Annotated in this window: 14 protein-coding genes; 9 read left to right on the top strand and 5 right to left on the bottom strand. The window is 37.5% G+C overall.

Translation table 11 applies throughout. The features are described 5' to 3' along the window. Nucleotides 1-20 precede the first annotated feature (20 nt). Complete coding sequence (gene icd, locus KH893_RS01365; protein WP_281164379.1) at nucleotides 21-1,295, top strand: NADP-dependent isocitrate dehydrogenase; 1,275 nt, start codon at nucleotides 21-23, stop codon at nucleotides 1,293-1,295. A gap of 65 nt (nucleotides 1,296-1,360) precedes the next feature. Here the strand turns inward: icd and KH893_RS01360 are convergent, their stop codons facing one another. The 3 genes from KH893_RS01360 to KH893_RS01350 form a co-directional block, all read right to left on the bottom strand. Continuing rightward, on the bottom strand, nucleotides 1,361-2,332 hold the full coding sequence (locus KH893_RS01360; protein ID WP_281164378.1) for a LacI family DNA-binding transcriptional regulator: 972 nt from the start codon (nucleotides 2,330-2,332) through the stop codon (nucleotides 1,361-1,363). Further along, a complete protein-coding gene (locus KH893_RS01355; RefSeq protein WP_281164377.1) occupies nucleotides 2,325-4,022 on the bottom strand; it encodes a glycoside hydrolase family 13 protein in 1,698 nt (565 codons plus the stop codon). Before KH893_RS01355 ends, KH893_RS01360 begins: the two co-directional genes overlap by 8 nt. Before the next feature lie 95 nt (nucleotides 4,023-4,117). After that, the gene (locus tag KH893_RS01350; RefSeq protein ID WP_281164376.1) at nucleotides 4,118-4,957 is read right to left on the bottom strand and encodes a YitT family protein; all 840 of its coding nucleotides are present in this window, start codon (nucleotides 4,955-4,957) and stop codon (nucleotides 4,118-4,120) included. Nucleotides 4,958-5,152: 195 nt separating this feature from the next. On the opposite strand from KH893_RS01350, the gene KH893_RS01345 reads away from it, so the two are divergent. After that, nucleotides 5,153-5,407: a PLP-dependent transferase gene (locus KH893_RS01345; RefSeq protein WP_281164375.1), complete on the top strand. Its 255-nt coding sequence runs from the start codon at nucleotides 5,153-5,155 to the stop codon at nucleotides 5,405-5,407. A gap of 484 nt (nucleotides 5,408-5,891) precedes the next feature. Here KH893_RS01345 and KH893_RS01340 read toward each other — a convergent pair whose 3' ends face one another. Continuing rightward, nucleotides 5,892-6,353: a flavodoxin gene (locus KH893_RS01340; RefSeq protein ID WP_281164374.1), complete on the bottom strand. Its 462-nt coding sequence runs from the start codon at nucleotides 6,351-6,353 to the stop codon at nucleotides 5,892-5,894. Between the two features lie 143 nt (nucleotides 6,354-6,496). On the opposite strand from KH893_RS01340, the gene map reads away from it, so the two are divergent. From map to KH893_RS01320, 4 genes are all read left to right on the top strand, one after another. Then, nucleotides 6,497-7,285: a type I methionyl aminopeptidase gene (gene map, locus KH893_RS01335; protein ID WP_281164373.1), complete on the top strand. Its 789-nt coding sequence runs from the start codon at nucleotides 6,497-6,499 to the stop codon at nucleotides 7,283-7,285. 76 nt (nucleotides 7,286-7,361) lie between these two features. Next, complete coding sequence (gene galU, locus KH893_RS01330; RefSeq protein ID WP_281164372.1) at nucleotides 7,362-8,234, top strand: UTP--glucose-1-phosphate uridylyltransferase GalU; 873 nt, start codon at nucleotides 7,362-7,364, stop codon at nucleotides 8,232-8,234. 151 nt (nucleotides 8,235-8,385) lie between these two features. After that, nucleotides 8,386-8,913, top strand: coding sequence for a LysM peptidoglycan-binding domain-containing protein (locus KH893_RS01325; protein ID WP_281164371.1), 528 nt, complete (start codon nucleotides 8,386-8,388; stop codon nucleotides 8,911-8,913). Between the two features lie 26 nt (nucleotides 8,914-8,939). Next, nucleotides 8,940-9,845 carry a YihY/virulence factor BrkB family protein gene (locus tag KH893_RS01320; protein ID WP_281164370.1) on the top strand — a complete coding sequence of 302 codons (906 nt, stop codon included), beginning with the start codon at nucleotides 8,940-8,942 and terminating at the stop codon, nucleotides 9,843-9,845. Nucleotides 9,846-9,851: 6 nt separating this feature from the next. On the opposite strand, the gene recX is transcribed toward KH893_RS01320, so the two are convergent. Next, entirely contained in the window at nucleotides 9,852-10,637 is a 786-nt protein-coding gene (gene recX / locus KH893_RS01315) for a recombination regulator RecX (RefSeq protein ID WP_281164369.1), read from the bottom strand. Nucleotides 10,638-10,723: 86 nt separating this feature from the next. On the opposite strand from recX, the gene rlmD reads away from it, so the two are divergent. The 3 genes from rlmD (at nucleotide 10,724) to KH893_RS01300 (ending at nucleotide 13,971) form a co-directional block, all read left to right on the top strand. Then, entirely contained in the window at nucleotides 10,724-12,115 is a 1,392-nt protein-coding gene (gene rlmD / locus KH893_RS01310) for a 23S rRNA (uracil(1939)-C(5))-methyltransferase RlmD (RefSeq protein ID WP_281164368.1), read from the top strand. Between the two features lie 106 nt (nucleotides 12,116-12,221). After that, nucleotides 12,222-12,770 carry a DUF402 domain-containing protein gene (locus KH893_RS01305; protein WP_281164367.1) on the top strand — a complete coding sequence of 183 codons (549 nt, stop codon included), beginning with the start codon at nucleotides 12,222-12,224 and terminating at the stop codon, nucleotides 12,768-12,770. 79 nt (nucleotides 12,771-12,849) lie between these two features. Next, nucleotides 12,850-13,971 carry an AI-2E family transporter gene (locus tag KH893_RS01300; protein ID WP_281164366.1) on the top strand — a complete coding sequence of 374 codons (1,122 nt, stop codon included), beginning with the start codon at nucleotides 12,850-12,852 and terminating at the stop codon, nucleotides 13,969-13,971. The last annotated feature ends 14 nt before the right edge of the window (nucleotides 13,972-13,985 follow it).

The following is a 13,985-nucleotide window of genomic DNA, read 5'->3' as shown; positions in this document are numbered from 1 at the left end:
AATACAAGGAGGAATCAACAGTGGCAAAGCCAGAAAAAATTTCACTTCAACAAGATCAATTACAAGTGCCAAATTTTCCAATTATTCCTTTTATTGCTGGAGATGGAATCGGGCCGGAAATTTGGGCGGCAGCTAAACAAGTTTTTGACGCTGCAGTTGCCAAAGCATACCAAGGAACTAAGCAAGTGGTTTGGAAGCAATATTTAGCTGGTCAGGCAGCTTATGATCAAACAGGAGAATGGCTGCCAGCTGAAACGGTAACAGCATTAAAAAAATATCTGGTTTCAATCAAGGGACCACTGACAACGCCAATTGGCAAGGGACATCGTTCTTTAAATGTAACTTTAAGACAGAAACTTGACTTATTTGCCTGTGTCCGGCCGGTCGAGTATTTTGCTGGCAGTCCATCTCCGGTCAAATATCCGGGAAAAGTTTCCATCACCGTTTTTCGGGAAAATACTGAAGACATTTATGCTGGAATCGATTTTGCTGCACAAACACCCGCGGCTGATGAGTTATTAGCCCTTTTAAAAAAATATCGTCAATTTGAAAAAGTCCGTTTCCCAAATACTTCAGCTTTTGCGATCAAACCCGTTTCAAGTGAAGGTTCAAAACGTTTAGTTAAGGCTGCCATTCAGTATGCGATTGATCACCATTTGCAGACTGTCACACTTGTTCATAAAGGCAATATTATGAAAAAAACAGAAGGTGGTTTTAAAGCTTGGGGGTATCAGGCAGCTCAGGAATTCGATGATCAAGTCTTTACTATGGAAGAGTATACCAACGTGTTGCGGCAGGCTGGGTACGATGAAGCCCAAGCAGTTCAGGCAAAAGCAGTTAAAACAGGGAAAATCATCGTTAATGACCTAATAGCCGATAATTTCTTCCAGCAATCTTTATTGCATCCCGAAAATTTTGATGTGGTGGCAACTTTGAATTTGAATGGTGATTATATTTCTGATGCTTTAGCAGCTCAGGTTGGAGGAATTGGGATTGCTCCGGGAGCTAATATCAACTATCAAACAAAACGAGCAATTTTTGAGGCCACGCATGGGACTGCGCCACAGTTTGCTGGACAAAATAAATTAAATCCGACCTCGATGATTTTATCTGGGGTCATGATGTTTGAGTATCTTGGATGGCAACAAGTGGCTGATTTAATAAAAAAAGCAGTTAGTCAAGCAATCGCTGATCAGCATGTCACGGTTGATTTTGCTAAAGCTTTGCCAGATGCCGTTGAGTTGTCAACGAGTGGTTTTGCAGCCTACTTGGTTTCGTTGATCAAGCGAGATTAAAAGTTTAAGTAGACAAATAAAAGTCGTTAATCAGTTGATTAGCGACTTTTTTGACGAAATAAATTTTATTTGGTAGTTAATCCAGGATGAAAATTAACAGGTAAAATCTGCGGTGAAGGCGGTGTTTGACCATTAATCAAGCTGACGAGAGCGACGACAGCAGCTTGTGCCATTCGTTCAACAGGTTGTTTGATCGAAGAAAGATGCAATTGAGCATTTGAATAAGCAGGTACACCGTCAAAACCAATCAGTTGGACATTTTGTGGCACCATAACCTGTCGCTGTTGCAATCCAAGCCAAATTTGTAGAGCTAGCGCATCAGAAACCGCAAAAATTCCATCATATTTAGAGTTAGTTGAATCAAAATTAAGTTTCAGCCATTTGTCCAAAAAACTAGTATTAGTTTGGGTCGGCAACAGAATCTTTTCACAAATAATATTTTGCTGCAAGCATTGATCAAGGAATCCCTGGTAACGTTGAAAGGCAGAATTTTCAAGTGGTTGATAACCGACAAAGGCTAATTTTTGGCAACCTGTAGCAATTAGCTTGTTTGCTGATAACTTGCCGCCAGCGTAGTTATCAGCTGAGATCAATGGCACCTCTTCAGTTAGTCGATGTTCCAAAGTGATCAACGGAATCTTAACATTCAGCCAAGGCGTGATATCTGAATATGACATTGTAATGATGCCGGCAACTTTTTGAACTTGTGCCATTTGTAAATACTCAAGTTCGTTTTTTGCTTGACTGCCAGAAATACATAGAATGAGTTTTAATTGTCTTTTCTTAGCTTCAAGTTGAATTTGTTCTGTTAATTTGGCAAAGAAAGGCGTTGTAATTTTAGGCAAGATTAAAACAATGTAGTTAGTTTGTCGCCTTTTTAAAGCTTGAGCGGTACCATTAGGCAAGTAATGAAGCTGTTCAATAGCAGAGCCAATTTTAGCACGTGTTGTTGGCCGCATTTTTGCTCCGTTTAAATAATTTGAGACTGATCCGCGCGAAACTCCGGCTAATTTTGCAACATCATTTATATCAGTCATTATTGGTTGTTCCTAAAACAGTCAAATAAACTCGAGTTTCATAAGGTCGTAAAGTAGATGTCATCTCACCCTGATAGTTTTGAACAATCAGTTTTGAGCCGGGAGCAGGCGAATAATGACGCTTTAGTATTTGATCAGTAAAGTTGCAGATCACTAATAATTGCTGATCGGAGTTACGACGAGTGTAAGCAAAAACATCGGGATCTTTAGTATTATCTTTAACTAGTTGAAAATCACCATCAGTAATGACTGCTAAGTTATGACGCAATTTGATCAATTGTTGGTAAAAATAAAAAATGGAATTTGGGTCAGCTAAAGCCGCCGCCGCATTAATCTGTTGATAATTTGGATTTACCTGCATCCAGGGTTTGTTATTGGAAAAACCGGCATTTTTTTGGTTATTCCACTGCATCGGTGTCCGGGCATTATCACGAGATTTAGCGTCAAAATAGCTCAACAATTTCTGACCAGAAATAATTTTTTCTTGTTCAACTAATTCATGGTAAGCATTGCGTGCTTCAACGTCAACGACATCGTTAAGAGTTGCGAAATGAGTGTTGGTCATGCCAAGTTCTTCACCTTGATAAATATAAGGTGTACCTTGCATACAATGTAACATAGCTGCTAACATTTTAGCAGCTAAAACACGATATTGTGGTGAATCATTCCCAAAACGAGAAACGACTCGTGGCTGATCATGATTATTCCAATAAAGACTGTTCCAAGCACGGTTAGCTAATTTTTGCTGCCATTTAGTCAAATTAGTTCGCAAATCAGTTAAGGTGGCTTTTCGATCACTCCATTTTCCTAAACGCGGATCACGATTACTATCTAATCCCATATGCTCAAATTGAAAAACCATATTTAGCTCACTACCATCAAGATTAGCGTATTTAGCAGCTTGTTCAATCGTTACGCCAGCCGTTTCGCCAACAGTGATCCAATCATATTTGCTTAAGACCTGCTGATTCATTTCTTGCAAGTATTCGTGTTCATGCTTTCCGTTAGCGACTAATGAGCCACCATCACCGTAAGGAGCATTTGGAGCTTGCGGGCCGTCAGGGAGCCCTTTTGGTTTAGAAAGCAAGGAAATAACGTCCATTCTGAAGCCATCAATTCCTTGTTTAGCCCACCAATTCATCATCTCAAACACCGCTTGGCGAACTTGTGGATTCGTCCAATTTAAATCGGGTTGTTCTTTAGCAAATAAGTGTAAGTAATACTGCTTAGTTTTTGTATCATAGGTCCAAGCAGGGCCAGAAAAGAATGATCCCCAGTTATTTGGTTCGTGTCCATCAACTGGATCACGCCAGATATAAAAGTCGCGATAAGGATTATCCTTGCTTTGACGTGATTCGATAAACCATTTATGTTCTGAGGAGCTATGATTAACAACTAAGTCGAGCATGATCTTAAGTCCTATTTGATGTGCTTTGACTAATAATTTCTTAAAGTCAGCCATTGTGCCGAAATCTGGATTGATCGCCTGATAATCCGAAATATCGTAACCTCCATCAACATTGGAAGTTTTGTAAATTGGATTTAGCCAAATTACATCAACTCCTAGTTTTTTGATATAAGGAAGGCGTCGAATAATTCCTGGTAAATCACCAATTCCATCACCATTGCTATCTTGAAAGCTTCGTGGATAAACTTGATAAACAACTGCTTTTTGCCACCATTTGGTCATAATTTTTCCTCCATCAGCTTTATTTGGAACGTTCCAAGTTCTCCTGCTGATGATTATATTTTAAAAAAGAGATTTTTGCAAGGGCTTCCTTATAATTACATTCCCCAGCGACCGCCATGGACTTTAACAACATTTGAGGTGATAATAAATGCTTCTGAATCAATTTGATGGATTTGATGGATTAAATTTCCGTAATTTAAATCGTCAGTTACCACAAGTAAGACTTCTTTATTTTGAGTGCTAAAGCCACCTTCAGCCTGATAAATGGTGACACTTTCCTGATTGGTTAACAGCATTTGTCGAATCTGATCGATTTTGTTTTGACTAACGATTTGAATTTGATATTTATGATCTAAGCCGGCTTCAATGTAGCGCATGACGAGCGAAGTGATCACTAGCGAAAAAGCTGCGAGAAAAAAAGAATTAACACCAGCAACAGGAATGTTAAATAAAGTAACGAGCATATCAAATGCTAATAAGGAAATCGCCGGGTTAAGATGAAAATATTTTTTTAGAATTAATGGTGGGACAGTCGTACCACCACTGGAAGCATTAATTCGGTAAAGGGTAGCAATTCCGGCTGCAAAAACTGTTCCGCCAATTGTAACTGCCAGCAAGGGGTCGTCGACTAACTTAAAACTAGGATTTAAATAAAGTAAACCAGGCAAAATAAAACTACCAGCTGAAATTTTGCGAATGACTTTAGTATCTAAGAAAAAAGCTGCGAGCATGATCATTGCCACATTAATTACTAAGACGGTCGCTGCTCGGTTAATACCCCAAACAGCATTTAATAAAATGGCAATTCCGGTTGCTCCGCCGGCAGCTACGTCAATGGGAGCAAAGAAAAAGTTGATTGAAAGTGTGATCAGTTCTAAGCCGATAAGCAACAAACACCATTGACTAAGATTTTTTTTAATTTTTATTGCAGACATTAAGTCACTTCCTTTTTTATTCTGTTTAATTTTAACAATAAAAAATTATTCGGCAAAATAAAAAGCTGCTGATCGTTTTAGTTTTGAAAAACTGGAAAATATTTATATCTATTTACCAAAACCAACAACAACGGGTAGCTACTTTAGAACTAAACAAGTAGTGGTGCTTTAGTAATTGCTGTTGCGATGCAAGCATTGTTAAAGCAAGTAATAAGAGTTGTTTCTGCCAGTATTTTGTATGGTGGAACTTATAATTTATTTGATGTTACCCTAGCAAGATTTAGAGTTAAGACAAATTTTGTCAATTTTGATGATCCAAAAAATTTTGCTGAGCGAATCAATAAACATGTCAAAGCTGTTTCTGTTGAAACAATTGGCAATTTTGATGTTAACTTTGGTAGATTTGAAAAAAGTTGCAACGATTGTGAAAGCAACATGGCATCCTACTGATTTCAGATAAGATGCTTGACTATATTCTATCGGTCATTAGACTGTTGTGTCGATACTATAGTCGAATCAGTAACTAAATTTATCGATGGTCATGGAAGGCCATGAATGGCTTGATCGTTGAAAATAGTCAATTCGATTATCGTGCTAGTGGACGTTATCCTGAGTTTACTACGCAGATCCCTTAATTCAATATGATGGTTTAATTTTTACTTTAGAACTCAAAAGCGGTGAAAAAGCTAGTAAGAAATTAATTGAACCTTTACAGTTTCTTCGCGACTGACAAATGTTGGTGATCCCAAACCATTGATTATTCATTTATCTTCAACGACCATGTACAATTGAATTAAAGCAAGCTGGAATTATTCCTGATTTTGATTTGAGTTTCAACTGGTATTGAGAATGCAGCTGATTTAATTGCAGATTTGCAGCAATTGATTAAGAATTTTAAATTTAAAAAAGCTCCAAGGCTTTCCTTGGAGTTTTTTTAGGCATTTTGTTTTTGATAAGCTGCTAATAACTGATCAGCAAATTTTTCAAGCTTTTGTACATCTTCATCAGAGTCAGGGGCTAAATTGATTTTTACTTTTTCAGCTCCTTGAGTTGCACCAGCTGTTTCAAAAGCTTTGGCAAAATCATCAACGGCAGTACAGTAATATTCTCCGTAAAATGTATCGCCGGATCCAGCCACACCGTATATTTTTCCGGTTAGATCCATTTCATTAAGATCATCGTAAAAATCCATTCCCTCGTCTGGCAATGCACCCTCATCATAAGTATAAGGAGTTACAACACATAAGTCGACGTTTTCAAAGTCGGCTGCATCGCATTGCGAGATTTCATCTGTTTCAACTTCAACGCCTTTTTTTTCAAGTGCTTCAGAAATAATGTCAGCAACATCTTCATTATTCCCAGTGATTGATGCAAAAACAACTTTGGCTTTTATCATAATTTATCTTCCCTTCTTTGAGTTAGTTAACATTAGTATTATAGCAAATTAAAATCAAAAATTTGCAAAAAAAACCTAAGAGATAGATTTTTCCTAATTCTTTAAGGTATAATAATGCTGTATGTTAATTGGAGGCATTATGAATGATTACTTTAAAATCACCACGAGAAATTCAAGAAATGGCAAAGTCGGGAGCAATTTTGGCTGGAATGCATGTCGGATTGAGAAAAATTATTAAGCCAGGTATTTCGAGTTGGGAAATTGAAATCTTTGCTAGAAAATATTTTAAGGAGCATGATGCAATCGCTGCGCAAATTGGTTTTGAGGGGTATAAATATGCAACCTGTGTCAGTGTTAATGATGAAATCTGTCATGGTTTTCCCAGAAAGAGTTTAGTTTTAAAAGATGGCGATTTAATCAAGGTCGATACGGTCGTTGATTACCATGGTGCGATGAGCGATTCTTGCTGGAGTTATGTGGTCGGCAGATCAACCCCAGCAATCGATAAATTGATGAGGGTCACCAAAAAGGCTCTCTATTTAGGCATCGACCAAGCTCAGGTTGGCAATCGAATTGGAGATATTGGTGCGGCAATTCAGCATTATACAGAAGATGAGAATGGTTACGGCGATGTTCGTGAGTTTATCGGTCACGGCATTGGGCCAACTATGCATGAAAGTCCCAATGTGCCGCATTACGGTCAAGCCGGTCACGGTTTGCGCTTAAGGGCTGGCATGACGATTACAATTGAACCGATGATCAATATAGGAACTTGGAAAGCTGAGATGGATGATCCAAATGGCTGGACGGCTCGGACAGCTGACGGCAGTTTATCCTGCCAGTATGAACATACACTTGTGATTACGAATGATGGGCCTAAAATCTTAACGTCACAAGATCCGGTTCTTGACCAAAAGTATTTATTATCGTGATAAAAATTTTCCAGGAAATCGAATTCATGGTACAATAACTCTGTTAAATTGTTATTGTTTAAAGGAGCTTATTAAAATGAAAGTTAGAAAAGCGGTTATTCCAGCTGCTGGATTAGGGACCAGATTTCTTCCAGCAACTAAAGCTTTAGCTAAGGAAATGTTTCCAATTATTGATAAACCAACTATTCAGTTTATTGTCGAAGAAGCAAAAAAGTCTGGGATCGAGGACATCCTGGTTGTTACTGGAAAAGGAAAACGATCGATCGAAGATCATTTTGATTCAGTCCCTGAATTGGAACAGAATTTAAAGGCCAAAGGTAAAAATGGTCTGCTGAAATTGGTTCAGGAAACAACCGATATTAATCTGTATTTCATCCGTCAGTCGCATCCCCGTGGCCTTGGTGATGCTGTTTTGATGGCTAAGGATTTTGTGGGCAATGAACCATTTGTTGTTATGCTTGGTGATGATTTGATGCGTGATAAGGTTCCGTTAACTAAACAGTTGATTAATCGTTATGATCAAACTCATGCTTCAACTTTAGCAGTTATGCGGGTACCACATGATCAGGTCTATAAATATGGAGTAATTGATCCTGGAACTGAGGTCGGTCAAGGACTTTTTGATGTTAAGAAGTTTGTTGAAAAGCCGGCAGTCGATAAAGCACCTAGTGATTTAGCAATTATTGGTCGCTACTTGCTAACACCTGAGATTTTTGACATGTTGGAAACACAAAAGCCAGGTGCTGGTCATGAAATTCAATTAACTGATGCAATTGATCGTTTGAATAAGATTCAACGAGTTTTTGCTCATGAGTTTAAAGGTGAAAGATTCGATGTTGGCTACAAATTTGGTTTTTTAAAGACTTCGATTCAGTTTGGTTTGGAACATCCAGAAGTCAAAGACGATTTAAAGAACTATATTAAGGAACTAGCTAAAACATTGAAATAATAGCTGTTTTCACGTGGCTGTGGCATGAAGAAAAGCTTGCCACGGTTTTTTTATTAGGCAAGCAATTAGAAAAATTAAACATGGCTTAAATTTATCTTTAGCTTATCAGATAATTATGATATAAATTTAAGCAAATTGTGGAGGTTGGAAAATGTCACGGAGAAAAAAGAACGGCATTTTAAAAAAAACGATCACCTGGATAGTTGGTATATTCGTAATTAGTTTCATAGTTATTTGGGGGCTGAAAAGTAGAACGTTTCAAAGTCGAATTAACAGCTTCTTTGGAGACAATCAATCAGCCCAAAAAAGCGAATATCAACGTCAGCGTAAATTAGCCCATCAAAAATATGGCTCAGCGACGAATGCGAAAAAAAAATCAACTTCAAGTTCAAAGGTTACCGACAAAAAAACAACGACCTCATCAGCTGATAAGGACGTGGCTAGTTCAAAAGAATATAGTGGTAAAACATCAAGTGGTAGTTATTATAGCAGTACAAGCAGCTCAACAACCTATCGCAGTATTGTAGTTGAATCAGGAGATACGCTTTCGAGCATCGCTAGTCGCTATGGAACAACAACTTCAGCAATTATTAGAGCAAATGGTTTGTCAGGTAATTCAATTTCAGCTGGAACAACTTTAAAAATTCCATCATCTTCGACAAGTTCAAACAGCAGATAGATTGGACTCGTCGTCAGTTTATTTAATTGGAGGATCAGAACCTGAAAAAAAATAAGTTTGCTTTTATTAAGCAGTTAGTGGCTAAAATTTTAAAAAAGATAGCAGCAATTAATATTAATAATGCGGCCATTGTGATTGCTTATTACACTTTGCTAGCAATTGTCCCAATGATTATTTTAATTGGTAATTTGTTGCCCTTGATCAATTTGAAAGCGTCAACGATTTTAACCTATTTGGCGACAGTTGTGCCCAAAACTGTTTATCAGACGCTTAAACCGATTATTTCTTCTTTCCTTGATCATGGGAATGGAGGACTAATTTCCATTAGTGCGCTAGTTGCTTTATGGGCAGTCAGTCGTGGGATCAATTCACTCAAGTTGGCTTTTAATACAGCTTATGGGGTTGAAAATGTGCAAAATGTTTTTGTTACCAGAATGATTTCGATTTTAATCACATTCTTGTTCATTGTTGCGTTAGCAATTATAATCATGGTATTTAGTTTTGGACAATTAGCTTTGGACTATTTAACGCCGATATTAAACTTATCCCGTGATTTGAATGGAATCTTTGGTAAGGTTAAATGGCCGATCACTTTGATTTTTCTGTTACTAATTTTAGGAGCAATGTATTACTTTTTACCTAACGCAAAAGTCCATTTCTGGTTGATTCTTCCTGGGACACTGGTTACTTCAGCCAGCTGGCTCTTATTAGCACAAGGCTTTTCATTTTATGTGCGCTACTTTACTAAATCAGTTCTTAGCTATGGGACACTGGGAACTTTTATTGTTTTACTATTTTGGTTAAATTATTCCGCATGGGTCGTTATGTTAGGTGCTGTTTTAAACGCAGCGCTTGAAGAAACGATTTATCATCAGATCAGGCCGCGAAAGGATCGAATTAATCGTTATCTATTGCACAAAATTCGCAAATAATTAAACTCATTTTTCAAGGCTGCTAAGAGCTTGTTGAACATCTGCAAAAGCAAACCCTTTGCGGATCATTGCTTGCAGACATTTCTGGCGCCGTTCGCTAAGCGGTAATCGTGAATAATGTTTTAAAGACTTATCTAGTTGCTGCATTAAAATCTCTTGCTCAGTTTGTTCATCGATCGCAGGAATCGTGTTAAGAACTTCATCAATTGCATCGTTTGAGAACCCCTTGCTCAGTAAACGTTGCTTAACTTTGTTCAAACGTTGTTGAAAGGAATCACGGTGATAATGCTGAAAGTACTTCATTACAAGTTTAGTTAAACGCTGTTTGTCCGTTTGAAAATCATAACTGGCAAAGGCCTGCTCAATTAGCGCTGGTGAAATTTTTCTTTGTTGGAGCTTTTTTTTAATTACTAGGGGTCCTTTGTCAGACGTTTGCTGCATTGTCTTGAGGTAATTGTTGGCTAGCTGCAAATCATTTAGAAGATTCATTGCCTGCAACTTTTGGACGGTTTTGGCAGCAACTTGTTCGTTGAATCCTTTTTTTTTCAAATATTGATTGATTTCAAAGCAACTGCGCATTTGGAATGAAAGATAGTTTAAAGCAGCATTTTTTGCTTGCGCAACCTCTTCGCTATTAACTAGCTGAGTTAATTCTTTGTCAGTGATGGACTTACCTTTATGTAATCGGTGAGCGATCAAAGTATCTTCGCTGATTCCCATCACAAACCTTTGGTCAACATAAAGATTGAACCGATTTTTTTGCTTTTGCGTTTGTATGTTGGTAATGATCAACCACAAGCACCCCCAGAGATTTATTTGTCTATGATCTTTATTATAGCGCAATCGTTATGAAATGAAATCATTGAGGAGTATCGAACATGTTTAAAAATCAGCAACAAAATTCCGTCAAATTAACTGTTGGTCAGCGGATTCCTTTGACGATTAAACGTTTAGGAATCAATGGCGAAGGAATTGGTTATTACAAACATAAGATTGTTTTTGTAACTGGTGCATTGCCAGGTGAAGTCGTCGTCGCTGAAATAAGCAAGATTGCTAAAAGCTTTGCGAGTGCTAAGATTCACCGGATTCGCCAAAAGAGCCCCGATCGGGTCGCCAAAAGAGACCAATATGATGTTGGTGGAATCGAGTTAGAGCATTTGTCCTACTCTAAACAATTGGAGTTTAAGCGTGATATTGTTAAACAAGCTTTAAGAAAGTATCATCCAATGGGTTATAAAAATTATCAAATCAAGCCAATGTTGGGGATGAAAGAACCGTATTATTACCGTAATAAGGCTCAGTTTCAAGTCAGGAAAGTTAATGGTCAGGTCATAGCTGGTCTTTATCGGCGCGGAAGCCATCAGTTAGTTGATTTACCAACTTTTACCACTCAACGACCGTTAACCATGAAAATTATACGTCAATTATGCCGGATAATTGAGGAATTACAGCTGCCAGTTTATGATGAAAAGAAAAATGCTGGGATCATTAAGACTCTGATCGTTCGTGAGTCAACGGCCACTGGTCAGGCCCAGGTGACAATTGTGACTAACTCAGAAAAGTTTATCCAACAGCGGGCTTTTATTGAACGACTTACTCATGATTTGCCGGAAGTAGTTTCACTAATGCAAAACTATAATCCGGGCAAAACTTCGTTGATTTGGGGGGAAAAAACTAAACGATTGTATGGTCAACAGCAGCTAACTGAAAAAATTGCTGACAAAAAATATAAACTTTCAGCACAGGCCTTTTTCCAATTGAACTCAGTACAGACAGCTAAACTGTATCAGGCAATTGCAGATGCGCTTGACTTAACAGGAAAAGAAAAACTGATTGATGCTTATTGTGGTGCTGGAACAATTGGAATTTATTTAGCTGATCAAGTGGCTGAAGTTAGAGGGATGGATATTATTCCGGCTGCAATTGACGACGCCAGACAAAATGCTAAACTGAATCATTGTTTCAATACACATTATGAGTGTGGCAAAGCAGAACAAATCATTCCGTACTGGCAAAAAATGGGGTTTGTTGCTGATGCTATTGTTGTCGACCCACCGCGGACGGGCCTTGATCGAAAACTAATTTCTAGTATAATTCAATCAAGAACCAAAAATTTAATTTATGTTTCTTGTAATCCATCAACTTTAGCTCGAGATTTAGTTTGGCTGACGAAAAAGTATCAAGTTGCTTATATACTGCCAATTGATATGTTTCCACAGACTGCTCGGATTGAGGCCTTAGTTAAATTAAACTTACGGGTTAAGGATTAAATTGATTAATTCAAAAAATTTATGGGCTTTAGGGGATTAATTTGCTATAATAAAAATGATATCGGTGTAAGTTACACCTGTCTTGTTTAGAAAGCAGGTTTTTTCCATGCGTCAGTCTAAAGAACCAAGAGAAGGTGATTTTATCACCATCAAAAGTTATAAACATGATGGAAGTTTGCACCGAACCTGGCGTGATACAATGGTACTAAAGACAAGTGAAAATTCTCTGATCGGTTGCAATGATCATACGCTTGTTACGGAAGATGATGGTCGACGATGGGTAACGCGCGAACCGGCCTTAGTTTATTTTCATAAGCACTATTGGTTTAATATTGTAACGATGATCCGCGATAATGGGATCTCATACTATTGCAACTTAGCTTCACCGGCAATTTTGGATCGCGAGGCATTAAAGTACATTGATTACGATCTAGATGTTAAAGTATATCTAAATGGCGAAAAAAAGCTTTTAGATGTTGATGAATATAAATCACACAGTGCCCAGTGGCATTATTCAAGCGACATTGATCGGATTCTAAAACATAATGTCTTGATTCTCGTTGATTGGATTGAAAAAGGCAAGGGGCCTTTTTCAAAAAAATACGTAGATATTTGGTATAGTCGCTACCTTGAATTATCACGCCGAGTACAGTAACAAAGTCGATGTTTATAACCAAATTGGGGCTGCAGCAATCATTTTGCTGACAGCCTCTTGTTTTCAAAGGATGATTGAAATGTTTGAAAGAATCTCTAAAAATAAAGTTATGTGGTTGACAATCGAGTGCTTATTGATAGCAACTCTGATCTGGGTTTGCTCGCAGATTGGTTTTGTTTTCAGTCCATTAGGCACCTTTATTTCAACTCTTTTTGCACCAATTTTAATTGCCGGTTTTTTATTCTATCTATTTGATCCGGTCGTTAGATTGTTGATGAAAATTAAGGTGCGAGAAAAGAACCTCTCAAGAACTTGGTCAATTGCTATTGTTTTTTTGATTTTGGCAGTCTTGACAGCAATTGCAGCGGCAATTATTATTCCTTTATTAGTTTCTCAAATTGGAGCATTGATCGTTCAAACGCCGGACTATTTAAAAACTTTGCAACACCTGGGTAATCATTACTATCGGCGTTTGGATCAGTTGACTTGGTTCAAACAGTTGAAAGTTGATCAATATTTAACTGAATTGCAAACTAATTTTTTAAATTGGTTAAAAAAGCTGGCTGGTAATTTGACGATGAGCCTCGGTTCATTTATCAACACGATCACCAGTATTACGATTACAATTGTTACTGTTCCGTTTATTTTATTTTATATGCTAAAAGATGGCGAGCATTTTGTTCCAAATGTACAAAAGGTTTTTCCTTCAAAGCATGAAGATCAAGTTGCGGAATTATTCCATAAAATGAGTCAAACTTTATCAAAGTACATTGCTGGTCAGGTGATTGAATGTTTATTTGTGGCGACTTTTATTTCACTAGGCTACTGGATAATTGGGATGCCGTATGCTTTTTTATTAGGAGTTTTTGCTGGTATGACCAATATTATTCCTTATTTGGGACCTTATATTGGAATTTTTCCGGCGTTGATCTTGGGAGCAACCCTTTCAACCAAAATGGCAATTTTAGTAATTGTAGTTTGCATTGTCGTTCAGCAGATCGATGGTAATTTGATTTATCCAAATGTAATTGGTAAAACTTTGAAGATTCATCCATTAACAATTATTTTACTATTATTGGTAGCTGGAAATTTAGCAGGTTTATTGGGCATGATTTTAGCTGTACCTGTTTATGCAGTTTTAAAAGTGGTAATTGGGTACATTTATGATATTTATCGACTGCATTATGAAAAAGACGACTAGCGTATTGCTGTCAA

The organism is Liquorilactobacillus sicerae, assembly GCF_029916425.1.
Lineage (GTDB): Bacteria > Bacillota > Bacilli > Lactobacillales > Lactobacillaceae > Liquorilactobacillus > Liquorilactobacillus sicerae.
Note: the sequence above shows the minus strand (reverse complement) of the source record. Positions and strands in the feature narration are given on the sequence as shown.